18 protein-coding genes and 2 pseudogenes are annotated in these 16,357 nt (G+C 35.9%); 12 read left to right on the plus strand and 8 right to left on the minus strand.

The window, feature by feature from the left end:
- Positions 1-54: 54 nt before the first annotated feature.
- From trmB to IX38_RS14160, 3 genes are read left to right on the plus strand one after another with little or no spacing between them, the layout of a single operon-like run.
- The gene (gene trmB / locus IX38_RS14150; RefSeq protein ID WP_034706084.1) at positions 55-732 is read left to right on the plus strand and encodes a tRNA (guanosine(46)-N7)-methyltransferase TrmB; all 678 of its coding nucleotides are present in this window, start codon (positions 55-57) and stop codon (positions 730-732) included.
- A 20-nt stretch (positions 733-752) separates the two neighbouring features.
- Positions 753-1,448 (plus strand): DUF6759 domain-containing protein, encoded by a 696-nt coding sequence (locus IX38_RS22005; protein ID WP_051884762.1) that lies wholly within the window; start codon positions 753-755, stop codon positions 1,446-1,448.
- Positions 1,449-1,452: 4 nt separating this feature from the next.
- A complete protein-coding gene (locus tag IX38_RS14160; protein WP_034706086.1) occupies positions 1,453-1,887 on the plus strand; it encodes a DUF6759 domain-containing protein in 435 nt (144 codons plus the stop codon).
- 178 nt (positions 1,888-2,065) lie between these two features.
- Here the strand turns inward: IX38_RS14160 and rpsB are convergent, their stop codons facing one another.
- The 3 genes from rpsB to rplM form a co-directional block, all read right to left on the minus strand.
- Positions 2,066-2,827, minus strand: coding sequence for a 30S ribosomal protein S2 (gene rpsB / locus IX38_RS14165; protein ID WP_034706088.1), 762 nt, complete (start codon positions 2,825-2,827; stop codon positions 2,066-2,068).
- A gap of 200 nt (positions 2,828-3,027) precedes the next feature.
- Complete coding sequence (gene rpsI, locus IX38_RS14170) at positions 3,028-3,414, minus strand: 30S ribosomal protein S9 (RefSeq protein WP_034706090.1); 387 nt, start codon at positions 3,412-3,414, stop codon at positions 3,028-3,030.
- Positions 3,415-3,420: 6 nt separating this feature from the next.
- Complete coding sequence (rplM, locus tag IX38_RS14175) at positions 3,421-3,876, minus strand: 50S ribosomal protein L13 (RefSeq protein ID WP_034706094.1); 456 nt, start codon at positions 3,874-3,876, stop codon at positions 3,421-3,423.
- Between the two features lie 343 nt (positions 3,877-4,219).
- Here rplM and IX38_RS14180 point away from each other — a divergent pair, with 343 nt between their 5' ends.
- Positions 4,220-5,326 (plus strand): DUF3667 domain-containing protein, encoded by a 1,107-nt coding sequence (locus tag IX38_RS14180; protein WP_034706096.1) that lies wholly within the window; start codon positions 4,220-4,222, stop codon positions 5,324-5,326.
- Here the strand turns inward: IX38_RS14180 and IX38_RS14185 are convergent.
- Positions 5,323-5,655, minus strand: coding sequence for a hypothetical protein (locus tag IX38_RS14185; protein ID WP_034706098.1), 333 nt, complete (start codon positions 5,653-5,655; stop codon positions 5,323-5,325). The genes IX38_RS14180 and IX38_RS14185 overlap by 4 nt on opposite strands.
- A 185-nt stretch (positions 5,656-5,840) precedes the next feature.
- Between IX38_RS14185 and IX38_RS14190 the strand changes: the two genes are divergently transcribed.
- The 8 genes from IX38_RS14190 (at position 5,841) to IX38_RS14220 (ending at position 13,894) form a co-directional block, all read left to right on the plus strand.
- Positions 5,841-9,188 carry a methylmalonyl-CoA mutase family protein gene (locus IX38_RS14190; RefSeq protein ID WP_034706099.1) on the plus strand — a complete coding sequence of 1,116 codons (3,348 nt, stop codon included), beginning with the start codon at positions 5,841-5,843 and terminating at the stop codon, positions 9,186-9,188.
- 255 nt (positions 9,189-9,443) lie between these two features.
- Positions 9,444-9,866 (plus strand): hypothetical protein, encoded by a 423-nt coding sequence (locus IX38_RS14195; RefSeq protein WP_228377969.1) that lies wholly within the window; start codon positions 9,444-9,446, stop codon positions 9,864-9,866.
- A 56-nt stretch (positions 9,867-9,922) separates the two neighbouring features.
- Positions 9,923-10,633 carry a Dph6-related ATP pyrophosphatase gene (locus IX38_RS14200; RefSeq protein ID WP_034706102.1) on the plus strand — a complete coding sequence of 237 codons (711 nt, stop codon included), beginning with the start codon at positions 9,923-9,925 and terminating at the stop codon, positions 10,631-10,633.
- A 474-nt stretch (positions 10,634-11,107) separates the two neighbouring features.
- Positions 11,108-12,139 (plus strand): serine hydrolase domain-containing protein, encoded by a 1,032-nt coding sequence (locus IX38_RS14205; RefSeq protein ID WP_228377970.1) that lies wholly within the window; start codon positions 11,108-11,110, stop codon positions 12,137-12,139.
- 9 nt (positions 12,140-12,148) lie between these two features.
- A complete protein-coding gene (locus IX38_RS14210; protein ID WP_228377971.1) occupies positions 12,149-12,541 on the plus strand; it encodes a 2'-5' RNA ligase family protein in 393 nt (130 codons plus the stop codon).
- Positions 12,510-12,668 carry a hypothetical protein gene (locus tag IX38_RS23485; RefSeq protein WP_394331191.1) on the plus strand — a complete coding sequence of 53 codons (159 nt, stop codon included), beginning with the start codon at positions 12,510-12,512 and terminating at the stop codon, positions 12,666-12,668. The genes IX38_RS14210 and IX38_RS23485 overlap by 32 nt, the downstream gene beginning before the upstream one ends.
- Positions 12,669-12,727: 59 nt before the next feature.
- Positions 12,728-13,282, plus strand: a complete 555-nt coding sequence (gene ruvC, locus IX38_RS14215; protein WP_034706105.1) for a crossover junction endodeoxyribonuclease RuvC — start codon at positions 12,728-12,730, stop codon at positions 13,280-13,282.
- A gap of 201 nt (positions 13,283-13,483) precedes the next feature.
- On the plus strand, positions 13,484-13,894 hold the full coding sequence (locus IX38_RS14220) for an IS3 family transposase (protein WP_262483456.1): 411 nt from the start codon (positions 13,484-13,486) through the stop codon (positions 13,892-13,894).
- 238 nt (positions 13,895-14,132) lie between these two features.
- Here the strand turns inward: IX38_RS14220 and IX38_RS14230 are convergent, their stop codons facing one another.
- From IX38_RS14230 to IX38_RS23495, 4 genes and pseudogenes are all read right to left on the minus strand, one after another.
- Entirely contained in the window at positions 14,133-14,327 is a 195-nt protein-coding gene (locus tag IX38_RS14230; RefSeq protein ID WP_034706109.1) for a hypothetical protein, read from the minus strand.
- A 393-nt stretch (positions 14,328-14,720) separates the two neighbouring features.
- Positions 14,721-14,981: pseudogene (locus tag IX38_RS23490) on the minus strand (RHS repeat-associated core domain-containing protein); the annotation flags it as partial.
- A gap of 42 nt (positions 14,982-15,023) precedes the next feature.
- A complete protein-coding gene (locus IX38_RS14240) occupies positions 15,024-15,470 on the minus strand; it encodes a hypothetical protein (RefSeq protein ID WP_034706112.1) in 447 nt (148 codons plus the stop codon).
- 674 nt (positions 15,471-16,144) lie between these two features.
- A pseudogene (locus IX38_RS23495) lies at positions 16,145-16,330 on the minus strand (RHS repeat domain-containing protein); the annotation flags it as partial.
- Positions 16,331-16,357: the final 27 nt, after the last annotated feature.

The following is a 16,357-nucleotide window of genomic DNA, read 5'->3' on the forward strand; positions in this document are numbered from 1 at the left end:
GCAAGGTAATGTATGTAAAATTTGCTATTTTTGCGGGATTTTATAAATGACTCGATGGGCAAAAATAAATTAGCAAGATTCGCTGAAAACAAGATTTTACCAAATGTTATCCAGCCGACAAGGGAGGATGCATTAAACGGCTTTCCGCTTAAAGGAAACTGGAGAAAGGATTTCTTTAAGAATGATCATCCAATCGTACTGGAGCTGGGCTGTGGAAAAGGGGAATACTCTGTGGGACTTGCCAAAACATTCCCTGAAAAAAACTTCATCGGAATAGATATTAAAGGTGCAAGATTCTGGTTTGGAGCTAAAGAAGCTGTGGAAAGCAGCATGAATAATGTGGCATTTCTCAGAACACAGATCGAACTTGTGGATCATTTTTTTGCAGCGAATGAAGTTGACGAAATATGGATCACGTTCCCGGATCCCCAGATTAAATACAAACGTACAAAGCACAGACTTACTCATCCTGATTTTTTAGAACGCTATAAAAGATTCCTGAAACCGGGTGGAATCATCCATCTGAAAACAGATTCGGAATTTCTGCATGGCTATACACTGGGCTATTTACAGGGTGCAGGCTATGAAATCATTACAGCCCATCATGATATTTACGGAGCTCCTGAATATGATCCGAATACAGAGCATCTCAGAGACATAAAAACTTATTATGAAGAGCTTTTCTCGGCCAAAGGAAAAACAATAACCTACATAAAGTTCAGGATAAGCTAAGTAAATAGCACAACAAACTGATGAAAAAAAATGTAACGGCCCTCCTCTTCTTTTTCCTGATCCCGGGTTTGGCTTCGGCGCAGAAAAAACACAATGACATCCTGAAAACCACAAATATCAGAGAAATTGAAGAGTATCTCAGAAATGCACATCCTGAAGACCCTAAAAGGATGGTGCTAAAACCCAAACTTATTGCTTTAAAGAATTCTGAATGGACGAAAGGTGCCAGGACTGCTAAACCTATGGAAGCCAGGCCCGTAATGACCGACATTCCGAACAGGTTTATGAGAAATTCAAATTCTAATGATGCCGAAGAGTTTAAAAAGCTCATTGCCGAAACGTCTGACCAGCACAAAGACAAAACGGTAAAGCTTCTGAATGCTATGTTTGATGAAGATATTACCCGAAAAGAAGCTGTACTGCTGTTCAGAAATAATTCGGACTGCAATATCATCCTGAGAATTGAAGGAAAAGATTTCTATAACCTGGCAGTTCCTGCGCACGGAGAGAATTTCATCATCCTCAATAAAGGCTCTTATACCCTGAACAGCAATGTCTGTGATGTAAGGTACTCTTCTCAAAAAGACATAAAAAAAAGTATATTTGTAGTCATTGGAAACCCGGGTACACGTACACCTGATGTAAACAAAGATTTAAAAGATCAGAAAGAAGCGGCACCGGTGAAAACTCCAAAAAAGAAAAGATCAAAAAAATAGCTGTATGAAAAAGCTTTTTGCTTTCTCCGGAATTTCATTTATCCTTATAAGCTGCAGTGCAAACTACGGCAGCTATCCCATAAGGACTTCATCTATTCCAAATACGGGAAGTACTGCAATGAATACGGAACAGGAATATGCAGAGCTTATAAAAACATATAAACCTGAAACAGCAGATGTTTTAAATGATCTTCTTAATGAGGATTCTCCCACCAATCCCAGAACTTCTATTTCCGTGGAAAATAAATCTCCCTGCAATATGGTTCTTACCGTGAGCAGCACCGGCTTCTTTAAAAAGATCCCGATAGGTTCAGGAAAAGTTGGCTATACCATGGTTCCTAAAAACCGGAATTACAGGCTTACCGGAATGCTCTGTAACTCTTCTTATAATTCTACGAAGTTTGTCACAACTTCCTATGCTATAAAGATCAGCAATTAAGATAAAACTCTACTCAACAAAGCTGTTTTTTATTAACCTGAATTCGGATAAGTAAATCGGTTTCAACAATTTTCTTACCCTGAACTCATGTTATATTAGGATTGAATTACATATATAAAAATAAAAAAAAACGCTGGACAGAATCCAGCGTTTTTTCTATATTAAAGAAAATCTTTAATTATTCAGCATCGAAATCAGCATCTGTTTCAGCAGATACTTTTTCTCCTTCTTCTTTAGATTTTTCTTTATCAGCTTTTCTTTGAGACTGACCTTCTTTGATAGAATCAGAAACGATGTTTAAGATCATATCGATAGATTTAGAAGCATCATCGTTTCCTGGGATAACGAAGTCAACTTTTCTAGGGTCAGAGTTTGTATCAACAATACCGAAAACTGGAATACCTAATTTCTTAGCTTCAGTTACAGCGATATGTTCTCTCATGATATCTACAACAAAGATTGCAGAAGGAAGACGAACCATGTCAGAGATAGAACCTAAGTTTTTCTCTAGGTTAGCTCTTTGTCTGTCAACCTGAAGTCTTTCTTTTTTAGATAAAGTTTCGAACGTACCGTCTTTTTTCATTTTGTCGATAGAGTTCATTTTCTTTACAGCCTTTCTGATTGTAACAAAGTTTGTTAACATACCACCTGGCCATCTTTCTGTAATATAAGGCATATTAAGTTCAGAAGCGTGTTTTGCAACAACCTCTTTCGCCTGCTTTTTAGTCGCTACGAAAAGAACTTTTTTACCTGCAGAAGTTAATTTTTCCAAAGCGCTGCACGCTTCATCCAATTTAACTGCTGTTTTATGTAAGTCTACAATGTGAATACCATTTTTCTCCATAAAAATGTATGGAGCCATATTTGGATTCCACTTTCTAGTCATGTGACCGAAGTGTACACCAGCCTCTAGAAGGTCTTTTACATTTGCTTTTGCCATGTTTTCTGTTTTTGTTAGTTTACTTTCCGCTTTTTATGCAATCAACGGCTTCTTTAGATGGGAGAAGCGTTTGGATGCTAAACGTAACGGGCAATTTGCTTTCGGCTTTCGGCATTAAGCTGCAAGCTTCAAGCGAGTTAAAAAGTTTAATAAGTTTTTCAAACAGCTTATTGCATATTGCTTTAAGCTTACCGCAATTCTTAACGTTTTGAGAATTGGAATCTCTTTCTTGCTTTTTTCTGACCTGGCTTCTTTCTTTCCACCATTCTTGCGTCTCTTGTAAGTAAACCAGCTGGCTTCAAAGCTAATCTGAATTCAGCATTGATTTCACATAAAGCTCTTGAAATACCTAATCTGATAGCTTCTGCCTGACCTGTATTACCACCACCGAAAACATTTACGGTAACGTCATACTGACCAACAGTTTCAGAAAGGATAAACGGCTGGTTCAATTTGTAAACCATCACGTCTGTAGAGAAATAAGTTGCAGCATCTTTACCGTTTACTGTAATCACACCAGAACCTGGCTTTACATAAACTCTAGCTACAGAAGTTTTTCTTCTTCCGATTTTGTGAACTATAGACATAATTAATTATTTAAATTCGTTAACATTAATTGTTTTAGGCTGCTGAGCTTCATGTTTGTGCTCAGTTCCTTCATATAGATAAAGGTTCTTCAATAAAGCAGATCCTAATCTGTTTTTAGGCAACATACCTTTTACAGATTTTTCCAATACTTTTAAAGAATCTTTCTTCTGAAGTTCAGCCGCAGTCATAGACTTCTGTCCACCAGGGTAACCTGTATGCCAGATGTAAGTCTTATCAGCCCACTTATTTCCGGAAAGCGTAATTTTCCCAGCATTCAAAACGATTACGTTATCACCACAATCTACGTGAGGTGTAAAGTTCGTTTTGTGCTTACCTCTCAAAATCTTTGCAACCGTAGAAGCTAGTCTTCCTAACGGCTGTCCTTCAGCGTCTACCACAACCCATTCTTTATTAGCAGTAGCTTTGTTCGCTGAAACAGTTTTGTAACTTAATGTATTCACACGTTTTAGTTAAAGATTAAACATAATTTTCCCCTAAAAGGGTGTGCAAAGGTACAAATTATTTTTGTAACCCAAAAACATATTTTATTTAATCTATCCTGTCTGGCGAAGATCCCTATTCTTTATAGATTTTATCAACTGACAGGTGGCAATAGTTTATAAAATGAATGCTGATAAAAAATATTCCCAGAATCCAAAAACGCAGATGATAAAGTAAAGAGATTAAATACTAATTTTTCTTTTATTAATTTTATTTAAAGATTTCCCTTAAAGCCTGCTGATGTGATTATTTTTGTGGCGAAATATTTATATTTGCGTCCGAATCATAGTCCCAACTAATCCCATGAGCCACGGAAAAATAAGAGAAGATAAAACCTGCCTGAACTGCGGGCACGAGGTTGAAGAGAGATTCTGCCCGCACTGCGGACAGGAGAATGTTGAAAGCCGCCATCCTTTTTATTATCTGTTCACTCACTTTTTCGAGGATTTCACTCATTATGACGGGCAGTTTTGGGGAACTATAAAAAACCTTCTTTTCAAACCGGGGAAACTTACCAAGATTTATCTGGATGGGAAAAGAACACAGTTTGTTCCTCCCGTGAAACTTTATATTTTCATCAGTTTTGTAACATTTCTTTTCATTTCATTCCAGGTAGCAAGTATCGATTTTGGAAAACAGGGAATGGAAAAAGGAAAAGCCACCAGCCAAGAAATTGAAAAGAGTGCTGCAATAAATGACTCCATACATAAGCTTCTTACAGAATCCACTGAAATGATGAAAGCGGATTCTCTTACAGGTGGAGCAGTGACTAAAGTCCTGGATTCCGTAAAAACAGGTGCCGAAGCCAGTGATATAGATGTTGAGAAAATATTTAAAAGCAAAAGTATCACAGAATCTTTTGGATTGCATTCTATGAGAGATTTTGACAAAAGAGAAGAAGAAAACGGGCATAAATATCAGATATTCCGTCCGTTTCTTAGCAAGATCTTTGAACTGGAAGAAAGAGGTCATGCTCCCGGTGAGATCACCGATATGTTTATTAAGAACTCTATTCACAACTTACCGAAAGCTCTTTTTCTATACCTTCCCCTATTTGCTTTCCTTCTATGGATATTCCACAGCAAAAAAAAGTGGTGGTATTTTGACCACGGCGTTTTTACACTCCATTACTTTTCCTTTTTACTGCTGATCACGCTGCTCTTATTTATAATCAATAAGCTTCTGAGCTATTTTGATGAAAGTACTTTTGCAACGGCAATGAACGGTTTTTTTGTTTCAGCCGCTATTATCTACGCCGGATGTTACTTTTTTATAGCTCACTACAGAACGTACAGAACCCACCCTGCTCTTACTATTATAGTCGGTGCGGTCCTGTTTGCCATCAATACCATTCTATTCAGCTTTTTATTGATAGGCCTGGGGATCATCAGCTTTTTATTTCTGCATTAACTGCGGAGCGACTTGCTTCCCCTGAAACTTGCAATCAGATAGTAGGCTACAAAAACCGTAGAAAATTTAAGTATCGATGGAATTGCCAGCTCTAAGCTGAATATAAATGCCCCAACCAATACCAGGACTCCCATTAACGCAAAAGAAATACCCAGTTTTTGCGGCAGTGTGAAATTGGGTGTATCAAGATAGTACGCAATTCCCCACGCAATCCCAAAAGCCAGTGCATAATATACATCAAGTCCGATATTTTCAGAACTGTAAAAAAAATAATTAATAAGGAAACTCAAAACCGTTCCTAAAGCAAAATACATCAAAGCCTTTTTCATACGCTGTATATAATTCTGCAAAAATAGAGAATTTACTTATCATTTTTAAACGAATGATTGCTAAGTCGGGGAAAAACCAATCCTCTAAAGACAAACAACCGTTTTAAAATCAAATCATTAAACAAAACCATAAGGTTCTTATTTTATTATTATATTTGAAAATTCAGAAATTTTCTAGATTTTTTATGGAAACCCAAAAATATACTCCAACCAACAAAGTAAGAATCGTAACAGCGGCGTCATTATTTGACGGACACGACGCTGCGATCAATATCATGCGCCGCGTGATCCAGGGAACAGGATGTGAAGTGATCCACCTTGGCCACGACAAATCAGCTGAGGAAGTTGTTAACACAGCAATCCAGGAAGATGCCAACGCCATTGCGTTAACCTCCTATCAAGGCGGCCATAATGAATATTTTAAATATATCTACGACCTTTTAAGAGAGAAAAACTCACCCCAAATTAAAATTTTCGGCGGCGGTGGCGGTGTAATTCTGCCCGAGGAAATTGAAGACATCATGTCTTATGGAATTGACAGAATTTATTCTCCGGATGACGGCCGTGAGCTTGGCTTACAGGGAATGATTGATGATCTGGTAAAAAGATCTGACTTCCCAACAGGAAAAGAGGTTACAGCAAATGACTTAGATTCAATCAGTTTTGAAAATTCTACAAGCATTGCTAAAATTATTTCAGCGGTTGAAAACTTTTCAGAAGAAAAACCGGATTTGGTAAAAGCGATTGACGAAAAATCAAAAGATTTGAATATCCCGATCATCGGTATCACAGGTACAGGTGGAGCCGGAAAATCTTCTTTGACAGATGAGTTGGTAAGACGCTTTATCCGTTCAAATCCAGATAAAAAAATTGCCATCATCTCAATTGACCCTTCCAAAAAGAAGACGGGAGGTGCATTGTTGGGTGACAGAATCCGTATGAATGCGATCAATGATCCGCGAGTTTATATGCGTTCGATGGCGACGAGAGAAAACAACGTTTCTGTTTCTCCGTTTATCCATTCAGCTTTGAATGTGTTGAAACTGGCTCACCCTGATGTTATTATTCTGGAGACTTCGGGTATCGGACAATCTGGTTCGGAAGTTTCAGATTTTGCAGACGTTTCAATGTACGTAATGACTCCTGAATATGGAGCTTCTACACAGTTGGAAAAAATCGATATGTTGGATTATGCAGATTTAGTTGCTTTAAATAAATCTGACAAACGCGGTGCTCTTGACGCACTTCAAGCCGTTAGAAAACAATTCCAGAGAAATCATTTGTTGTGGGAAAGTCCGTTGGATGATATGCCGGTTTATGCAACAAAAGCATCTCAGTTCAATGATCACGGAACCACTGATTTGTACAATAGATTAATTGAAAAAGTTAATGAGAAATATTCCGGTTTAAACTTACAAGGTTTTGTTGAGCAGGAAGTTTCTGAAGATATTACCATCATTCCTCCAAAAAGAGTTCGTTATTTATCTGAAATTGTTGAAAATAATAGAATTTACGACGCCAATGTTGAAAAACAGGCAGAGCTTGCAAGAAAAATGTATCATATTGAAGGAGTGAAAAAATTTCTTTCCAATGAAACCTTAGATGCTGAATATCAGAAAGCCGAAAAAGACCTTCAGCAGGAAAATATCGATTTCTTAAAAAATTGGGATGATACGAAAGACGCTTTCAAGGCTGAGTTTTATTCTTATTTCGTTCGTGGAAAAGAAATTAAAGTGGAAACCTCAACAGAATCTTTATCCCATTTAAAAATTCCAAAAATTTCATTACCAAAATACACCGATTGGGGTGATTTGATTAAATGGAAAGGTCAGGAAAATCTTCCTGGAGGATTCCCTTATACTGCGGGAATTTATCCTTTCAAAAGAACGGGAGAAGACCCGACGAGAATGTTTGCAGGAGAAGGTGGACCAGAAAGAACGAACAGAAGATTTCACTACGTTTCTGCGGAAATGGATGCAAAACGTTTGTCAACAGCATTTGACTCTGTGACTTTGTATGGTCAAGACCCTGCTCTACCACCGGATATTTATGGTAAAATCGGAAATGCGGGAGTTTCTATCGCAACATTAGATGACGCGAAAAAACTGTACTCCGGATTTGATCTGGTGAATGCAATGACTTCCGTTTCAATGACCATCAATGGTCCGGCTCCGATGTTGCTGGCTTTCTTTATGAATGCTGCTATTGACCAAAATGTTGAAAAATATATTGCTGAACATAAACTTGAAGCGAATGTTGAAAAAGCTTTAAAAGCAAAATTCGACGATAAAGGCCTGGAAAGACCAAAATATAACGGGGAATTACCTCCTTCCAATAATGGTTTAGGGTTAAAATTATTAGGAATTACAGGGGATGAAGTTATTCCTGCTGAAGCTTATGCTGAAATTAAGGCTAAAACGATCGCGACAGTTCGTGGAACCGTTCAGGCTGATATTTTAAAAGAAGATCAGGCTCAGAATACTTGTATTTTCTCTACTGAATTTGCCCTGAGATTGATGGGTGACGTTCAGGAATATTTTATTACAGAAAAGGTTAGAAACTTCTACTCGGTTTCTATTTCAGGATATCACATTGCAGAAGCAGGAGCGAATCCGGTCTCTCAGTTGGCATTTACATTGGCAAATGGTTTTACTTATGTTGAATATTATTTGTCAAGAGGAATGGATATCAATGATTTTGCACCGAACTTATCGTTCTTCTTCTCCAACGGTATCGACCCTGAATATTCAGTGATCGGACGTGTGGCGAGAAGAATCTGGGCAAAAGCCATGAAACTGAAATACGGAGCAGACGAAAGAAGCCAGATGTTGAAATATCACATCCAAACTTCAGGACGTTCGCTTCACGCTCAGGAAATTGATTTTAATGATATCAGGACGACGCTTCAGGCGCTTTATGCAATCTACGACAACTGTAATTCTCTTCACACGAATGCTTATGACGAGGCGATTACAACGCCGACTGAACAGTCTGTGAGAAGAGCCATGGCGATTCAGTTGATTATCAATAAAGAACTTGGTTTAGCGAAAAACGAAAATCCGCTTCAAGGTTCATTTATTATTGAAGAATTGACAGACTTAGTTGAAGAAGCTGTTTATGCAGAATTCGACAGAATTACAGAAAGAGGCGGTGTTCTTGGTGCGATGGAAACGATGTATCAACGCTCGAAAATCCAGGAAGAATCGATGCATTACGAATGGTTAAAGCATACAGGAGAATATCCAATTATTGGTGTAAATACTTTCTTAGGAAAAGACGGTTCACCAACGGTTCGTCCGGGAGAAGTAATCCGTTCGACTGAGGAAGAAAAGCAGGTTCAGATTGAAACGCTTCATAATTTCCAGAAATCTAATGAAGACAGATCCGAAGCCGCTCTGAAAACGTTACAACACGCAGCCATCAATCAGCAGAATTTATTTCATGTTATGATGGATGCCGTGAAATACTGTTCGCTTGGACAAATTACCAATGCTTTGTTTGAAGTGGGTGGTAAGTATAGAAGAAATATGTAGTCATAAAACAAACCTTCAAGGTTTTAAAAACCTTGAAGGTTTATAATACACACAAATGATACAATGAACAACAAACCTTTACTAGAATCTGGTAAGTATTACCATATTTATAATAGAGGCAATAATGGACAAAATATTTTTTTTGATCCTGAAAATTATGTTTTCTTTCTGAATAGATTTCATCAATACATTTCTCCATTTTGCGATACAATTGCCTGGGTTTTATTAAAAAATCATTTTCATATTCTAGTTTATGTGAAACCTTTTGAAGAAATAAAGATTGAAAAATTAAAATATACCGCAACTGAAATTCCTAAAAAGATTGATATTCATTTACAGTTTGGTCATTTTTTTAATTCTTATGCTAAGGCCATTAATAAGCGATACAACAGAACCGGAAGCTTGTTTGAAAAAAACTTTGAGAGAAAAGAAGTTCCGACAATAGCATATTTCAAAAAACTCATCCACTATATTCATTTCAATCCTGTAAAACATGGTTTTTCAGAATATATTTGGGATTATCCGTGGAGTTCCTATCAAAGTATTATCTCTCATAAGCCAACCAAGCTCAACAGGGAATTTGTAACAGAACTTTTTAAAAACGAGGATTATTTTAAGCTTTATCACACTGAAGATAAAGACTACTCAGATATTGACGAATTTATTATTGAATTTTAATTAATATAATCCAAACCTTCAAGGTTTTGAAAACCTTGAAGGTTTAACTTTACATAATGAAACCAAAAGCCATCTTCAACTGGAGCAGCGGAAAAGATTCTGCCTTTGCATTATATAAAATTTTAAAGGAAGATCAATTTGAAATTACCTCTTTATTGACGAGCATTAATAAAGAATTTCAGCGAATTTCTATGCATGGTGTTTCTGTTTCGCTTTTGGAACGGCAAGCCGAAAGTTTGGGCTTTTCATTGATTAAGATGGAACTTCCAAAGGAACCTTCCATGGAAGAATATCGGGAAATAATGGGCAAAACAATGGAAGAAATAAAATCCAAAGGTGTTACCCACTCTATTTTTGGAGATATTTTTCTGGAAGATTTGAGAAAATATAGAGAAGACCAGTTAAAGGCAATCGGAATGGAAGCTGTTTTTCCGCTTTGGAAGATTGATACAACCGACCTCATCAACGAATTTTTAAATCTGGGTTTTAAAACAATCGTAACCTGCGTCAATGAAACATATCTTGATAAAAGTTTTGCAGGCAGAATTATTGATGAAAACTTCATTAATGATTTACCTGAAAATGTTGATCCATGTGGAGAAAACGGAGAATTTCATACTTTTACTTTTAACGGACCGATTTTTAAAACTCCTGCACAATTTGGAATTGGAGAAACAGTAAAGAAAACCTATCCCAAACCAAAAGTCAGCCCGGAAGATGAAGACAGCGAATATGTTTTCTGGTTCTGCGACCTGATTGTGAAATGAAATACAATTTATCCCGGCAATTTAATAGATTAGTTTTGCTAATTTTTTTTTGTTTCAATCATTCATTGGTCTGCTGTTAACAAAAGCTACTCTGATTTCTTTGGGCTTACTATAATTATTGTAATTCAGGCTCTTGTTCAATGGACTACCCTGGCTTAGCATAAATTTTGCTTCTCTTTAAGACCTCAAAGGATTTTCTTAGAGCCTGCTTAAATTTTATTCAATAAAAAATAATTATCTAGAAATAATTACTGAAGAAAATATATTCCTCTCACAGATTAAGGAGATTTATTTCAGTTATAAAAATCTGCGTGATCTGCCAAATCAGTGAGATTTTAAAAATTTAAGCAGTCTTTTAAATTAATCTCCGGATCTGTAACTTTTAATATAAAAAAAACTGTGATAAAAAATTTTACCTTCCTTTTACTTTTCTGTTTTTTGTTTTCCTGTACAACTGAAATTCCAAAAAAAACGGTGGACAAAAATGCAGTGATTGATTCTACCATTACTGCTTTTCAGAGAACATTTTTGGAACAGCAGATCGATTCTGTATTTAAAAAATATAATTTCAACGGAAGTATTGCGGTATTTAAGGATTCGCTACAGCTGTACAGAAAGGAAAACGGATATTCTGATTTCAAGGGTAAGGTAAAGATCGACAGCAATACAGTTTTTGCCATCGGTTCTGTAAGCAAGCAGTTTACCGCCGCTCTCGTTCTTCTTGAGATGGAACAGGGAAAACTGAATATCACCAATAAGGCCTCCAAATACCTGAAAGCATTTCAGAATAAGGAGTATGGAGATATTACCATTCACCAGCTTTTAAACCATACTTCCGGATTAAATACTTTCGGAGGAAAGCTGATGTTCAAAAGCGGCTCGGATTTTTTCTATTCTAATGACGGTTTTAATGCACTGGGACAAATTGCAGAAGCCGTTTCAGGGAAATCATATGATGAAAATGTCATGGAGCTGTTCAGAAAAGCGGGAATGAAAAATTCTTCCACGGGCAATATATTTAAAGGTGAAAACTTCGCCAGTGCTTATCTGGGTAATGCTGCACAATTTTCAGTTGTTCCCGATATGCCCAAACGGCTGGGCGGAAAAGATATAGGAATCCCTGCAGGCGGTATTCTCTCGACCATAGAGGATCTTCGCATCTGGAATAATGCTATGTATAGCGGAAAAATCCTGAAGCCTGAAACTTTAAAGCAGTTTGTTTCTAAAAGTACAGAAAGACATCATGCAATCCTGGGAAAAATGGGTTATGGGTATGGGATTATGATCAATACCGGAAAGCCTGAAAGTTATTTTCACAGCGGCTATGTAAAGGGCTCCCCTTCTCTGAATATTTATTATCCACAGACGAAAACATCTGTTATTATTTTGTCCAATATTGCGGATGAGGAAAAGGGAAAAAGCTGGACCTTCAGACCTCATGTGGAGGTAAAAAAGATTGCAGACCAGCTGGAAAACGTCCTGCTGAACCTTAAAGTAAAACATTGATTTCTTTGTATGAAAAAAATGTATTTCATCGCCATCTATCCTCTGCAGGGAGTCGTTGACGAGATTAAAGTATTTAAAAAAGACCTTGCCCTGAATTATGAAAATTCAAAGGCATTAAAAAATGATGCCCACATTACTTTATTTCCGCCTTTTTCCCGGGATATTGAACTGGAAAGTGATATTCATGCAGCTTTCCAAAAAATAGATACGGATATTTCTCCTTTTGAAGTAACGCTGAATGGTTTTGGAAGCTTTCCTAATCCCAAAAATCCAGTCATTTTTGTACAGCCCGAAGCCAATGAAAATTTAAATCTGCTTCATGAAAGGAAGGCGGTACTTCAGTTTTGGCAAGAATTCTTTTACTCCTCACATGACGGTAGGTTACAGAGATCTCAGCTATGATAATTACCTGAAAGCATGGGAGATCTACAAGCATAAGGAATATAAAACTAAATTTTTAGTCGACAAAATTCTACTTCTCCGTCATGATGGAAAATGGATTCCTATTGCTGAAAAGCATTTAAAATAAGGTTAATCAAACTTTATCCTGATTCAGCAAAAAAGATTTATAAACGCTATCTTTGAGCCATGATTTCAGAGAAGATAATTTTAGGTATTGATCCCGGGACAGCAATTATGGGTTTCGGTATTATTTCCGTGACCAAAAGTAAAATGGAAATGATTTCCATCCACGAATTGATCCTGAAAAAATATCCAAACCACGAAACCAAACTGAAATACATCTTTGACAAAACATTAGCCCTGATTGATGAATATCATCCCGATGAAGTAGCTCTGGAAGCTCCATTTTACGGGAAAAATGTACAGAGTATGCTTAAGCTGGGCCGTGCACAAGGGGTCGCAATGGCTGCAAGCCTGTACAGAAATATTCCCATCACGGAATATTCGCCTAAAAAGATCAAAATGGCCATCACAGGAAACGGAAATGCCAGCAAGGAACAGGTAGCCGGAATGCTTCAGAATCTTTTGAAACTGAAAGAATTTCCCACAAAATATTTAGATGCTTCAGACGGCCTGGCTGTTGCGGTTTGCCATCATTTCAATTCCGGAACTATAGCGGAAACCAAATCATTCAGCGGCTGGGAAAGTTTTCTGAAACAGAATCCGGGAAGGGTGAAGTGAAAATCAGGATATAAAGCAGATCGACAACGACACTCTGAATAAACTAAAAGCAACACAAGACTTGATGGCAATACCAAAGCTCATATTTTTTTGCTACTATTGATGATCTATTAAAGTTTCTAAATTTAAAAATATTGCGGCAATGTCGTTTCGTTTTCATCAGAAAAACGAAATATTCTATAAAAACAAAACCCACCGCAATTGCAGTGGGTTTTGTGTTATACCGGGACACGAGCTACAAACTCACATCAGCGGGGGATCAATATGCTGAAAAAATCTTTCTGTAAAGTAAAACACACGGAAAATCTCATTATTCACTCGGATCAGGGATGGCAGTATCGAATGAAAGCCTATCAGAAAATATTAAACGAGAAGGGAATAATCCAAAGTATGTCCAGAAAAGGAAATTGTTTGGATAATGCGGTGATCGAAAACTTTTTCGGAACACTGAAGTCTGAAATGTTTTATACCAAAAAATTTAAAACAATCGATGAGCTTAAAAAAGAAATAAAAGAATATATCACTTATTACAACGACTACAGAATAAGGCTAAATTTAAAAGGAAAGAGCCCGGTACAGTACCGAACTCTTTCATCTAATTATATTGTTTAATTTTGTCTAATAATTTGGGTGCAGTCTATATGCGAGGGTGTGTTGTTTATTAACCTTTTCTTTTAATATAACGAATATATAAATAAAGAGCTATAGAAATCACAATTGAAATTATTATTTTAAGATACGTTTGAAGTGGAATTTTGTGACTACTTCCAAGTACCATTAATAGATAAAAGACAAAAATTAAAAAAGAAGCAATACAAACAAATTGTAAAATACCCAATACTATTTTCATTTATTGATTTTTAATTGTTCCTTGAAATCCTTGTTTCAATAAAGCTTGTACAAACTGATTGAACTGATTTTTAGACATACCTCGAAAATCCAGAGTTTCTCCTTTTTTAAAATCCGTTTTCTCTCCTCTAATAACCCCTACAACAATTAGAGCGGATTTAGTAAGGAGTGCAGCTTCTTGGGTTGATCCATACATATCTTTTGTTAGTTTTTTAACTGATGACACATTAAACCCTAAATGATCATCTGTTTTTGCGCCTTTATGCGCTATAGCATCTTGTAACGCGTGTAAACCTTGTCCTAGATTTCCAATTTTTGAATCATCTGATGAATTTGCATATGCGAATATATTATCTCAACCAAAACTTAGACCTCTTGACATTGCTTGATATTCAGTCATTCCATCCTCTGCCTCTTGATCACTCATCATTGAATGCCATTTACTATTAGCTTCGTCTTGTGATCTTGCTGTTATATTATAATTTATCCCTACTCCTGTTCTATAGGCTGTGCCACTTCCATTTTTAAGATGGAGTGTCCCATCAACAAAATGAACATTTGAACTAGGGTGATCCGCATATGTACTTGATTAATAAGATATTAAATCAGCTCTACTTTTTGAATATCTCAATTTTAACATTTGCTTATAGGTAATGTCATAATGGACAGATACTGCATAATCTCCATTTTTATCAATAAATAAAATTGGATTATTTGAAGCATAACTATAAACCGAATTAGCTGGGAATTTCTCACTAAATCTATCCAAAGTTCCAAATCTCCCGATATCCGGCATATAAAATCTCGCTCCATAATCATACATTCCAGACTCTTGGAGTTCTTTTCCATTGTACTTATAATTCTACTTATTTACAAACTTACACTTGCTACTTTATCTCAATGAATCAATTAAAATTAATTTATCACCTTGTACTTTATATTTGTAAAAAGGATAAATCACATCACTATGAGGTGGAGTACCTTTTAATATATAATTGTCGATACTATCCTTTTTATAAATTTTTATAAATTTTCTTCCTAGTTTTTGACTGTCTATGACATAAGTAGGTTTAAGAATATTACTTTCATAAATGCCAAAACAGTTTTTATATTGTATTCCCTGTGGACTGATTGTTATGGTGATTAATGTATCTTGATTTTTTGAAAAAGAGATGTCATATATAGATAACGAATTAAGTTTGTTATTTGGAATTGGATTCTCTTGCTGGTATTTCAATATTTCGGTATATAAATTCTGGCTAAAGAAAAACTGCTCTTTTTTTTCTTTGTCACAACTTATTAATGAGATTATAAAAAAGGATATGATTAGATTTTTCATCTTTTAAAATTTTTACTGTCATTATTAATTTTCTTGACCAAATAAACTCCTTTCAAAGTGATATTATAGAGGTTAGTTGACTTCGGAAAAAACACATAATTAGGATAATTAGCCTTATATATAATTGCATTGCGATAATCTCCTCCTCTCTCACCATAATATGCACCATTTTCTCTAGCACCTAAAGAATTTAATTCTGTGTAATCTTCTTCGTACTTTGTTTTAAAAGGATGATAATGATATTCTGCGTTTGTTTTAACATCTTTCCCTATTTGCCCAGATCCTGGCGCAAAACCTGAATCATTATATGTTTGCAAAGCCAAATATCTTTTTTTTCCCAAATTAAAGTCAATGAGTGAAAATTCCACATTTTTAGCATTATTGGCTGCGTATTGGAATAATTCAAACATATCATCCTCAACTTGTGAACTATATTCTTTAATAGATTGGTGATATGCAGGATTACTATCATCCTTCCTACCATCTCTATAATATTGCAGTTGTCCTACAAGCCCTTTGGTCTTTATCCTTATACCATCTTTATAATCACCTTTTTTATCGCCATTGTTATCATTAATTGATCCAGTTTTACTATTATAACCATAAACCAAATCATCTCCTGCTTGCTTTTTTGCAAGAATAAATTTACCTTGTTCATTTAATAAATAAACATCCATTCCATCCTTATCAACAAACATTATAGGATTATTTAAAACGTAATTATAATTACTAAAGTCAAAGAATTTTTCACTTAAAGGATCCATTACTCCCCATCTTCCAATATCCGACATATACATCCTTGCGCCATAATCATACATCCCCGTTTCTTGCAACTCCTTTCCGTTGTACTTATACTGATAAGTAACCTTGCAATTGCGGTTTTTCTT

It is taken from the genome of Chryseobacterium luteum, from assembly GCF_000737785.1.
In the GTDB taxonomy this organism is placed as follows: domain Bacteria; phylum Bacteroidota; class Bacteroidia; order Flavobacteriales; family Weeksellaceae; genus Chryseobacterium; species Chryseobacterium luteum.

What these genes read in the sequence shown, in the direction of transcription:
- trmB (WP_034706084.1), top strand. Translation starts at nt 55, where the DNA reads ATGGGCAAAAATAAATTAGCAAGATTCGCTGAAAACAAGATTTTACCA.
- IX38_RS22005 (WP_051884762.1), top strand. Translation starts at nt 753, where the DNA reads ATGAAAAAAAATGTAACGGCCCTCCTCTTCTTTTTCCTGATCCCGGGT.
- IX38_RS14160 (WP_034706086.1), top strand. Translation starts at nt 1,453, where the DNA reads ATGAAAAAGCTTTTTGCTTTCTCCGGAATTTCATTTATCCTTATAAGC.
- rpsB (WP_034706088.1), bottom strand. Translation starts at nt 2,827, where the DNA reads ATGGCAAAAGCAAATGTAAAAGACCTTCTAGAGGCTGGTGTACACTTC.
- rpsI (WP_034706090.1), bottom strand. Translation starts at nt 3,414, where the DNA reads ATGTCTATAGTTCACAAAATCGGAAGAAGAAAAACTTCTGTAGCTAGA.
- IX38_RS14180 (WP_034706096.1), top strand. Translation starts at nt 4,220, where the DNA reads ATGAGCCACGGAAAAATAAGAGAAGATAAAACCTGCCTGAACTGCGGG.
- IX38_RS14185 (WP_034706098.1), bottom strand. Translation starts at nt 5,655, where the DNA reads ATGAAAAAGGCTTTGATGTATTTTGCTTTAGGAACGGTTTTGAGTTTC.
- IX38_RS14190 (WP_034706099.1), top strand. Translation starts at nt 5,841, where the DNA reads ATGGAAACCCAAAAATATACTCCAACCAACAAAGTAAGAATCGTAACA.
- IX38_RS14200 (WP_034706102.1), top strand. Translation starts at nt 9,923, where the DNA reads ATGAAACCAAAAGCCATCTTCAACTGGAGCAGCGGAAAAGATTCTGCC.
- IX38_RS14210 (WP_228377971.1), top strand. Translation starts at nt 12,149, where the DNA reads ATGAAAAAAATGTATTTCATCGCCATCTATCCTCTGCAGGGAGTCGTT.
- IX38_RS23485 (WP_394331191.1), top strand. Translation starts at nt 12,510, where the DNA reads ATGACGGTAGGTTACAGAGATCTCAGCTATGATAATTACCTGAAAGCA.
- ruvC (WP_034706105.1), top strand. Translation starts at nt 12,728, where the DNA reads ATGATTTCAGAGAAGATAATTTTAGGTATTGATCCCGGGACAGCAATT.
- IX38_RS14230 (WP_034706109.1), bottom strand. Translation starts at nt 14,327, where the DNA reads ATGTATGGATCAACCCAAGAAGCTGCACTCCTTACTAAATCCGCTCTA.
- IX38_RS14240 (WP_034706112.1), bottom strand. Translation starts at nt 15,470, where the DNA reads ATGAAAAATCTAATCATATCCTTTTTTATAATCTCATTAATAAGTTGT.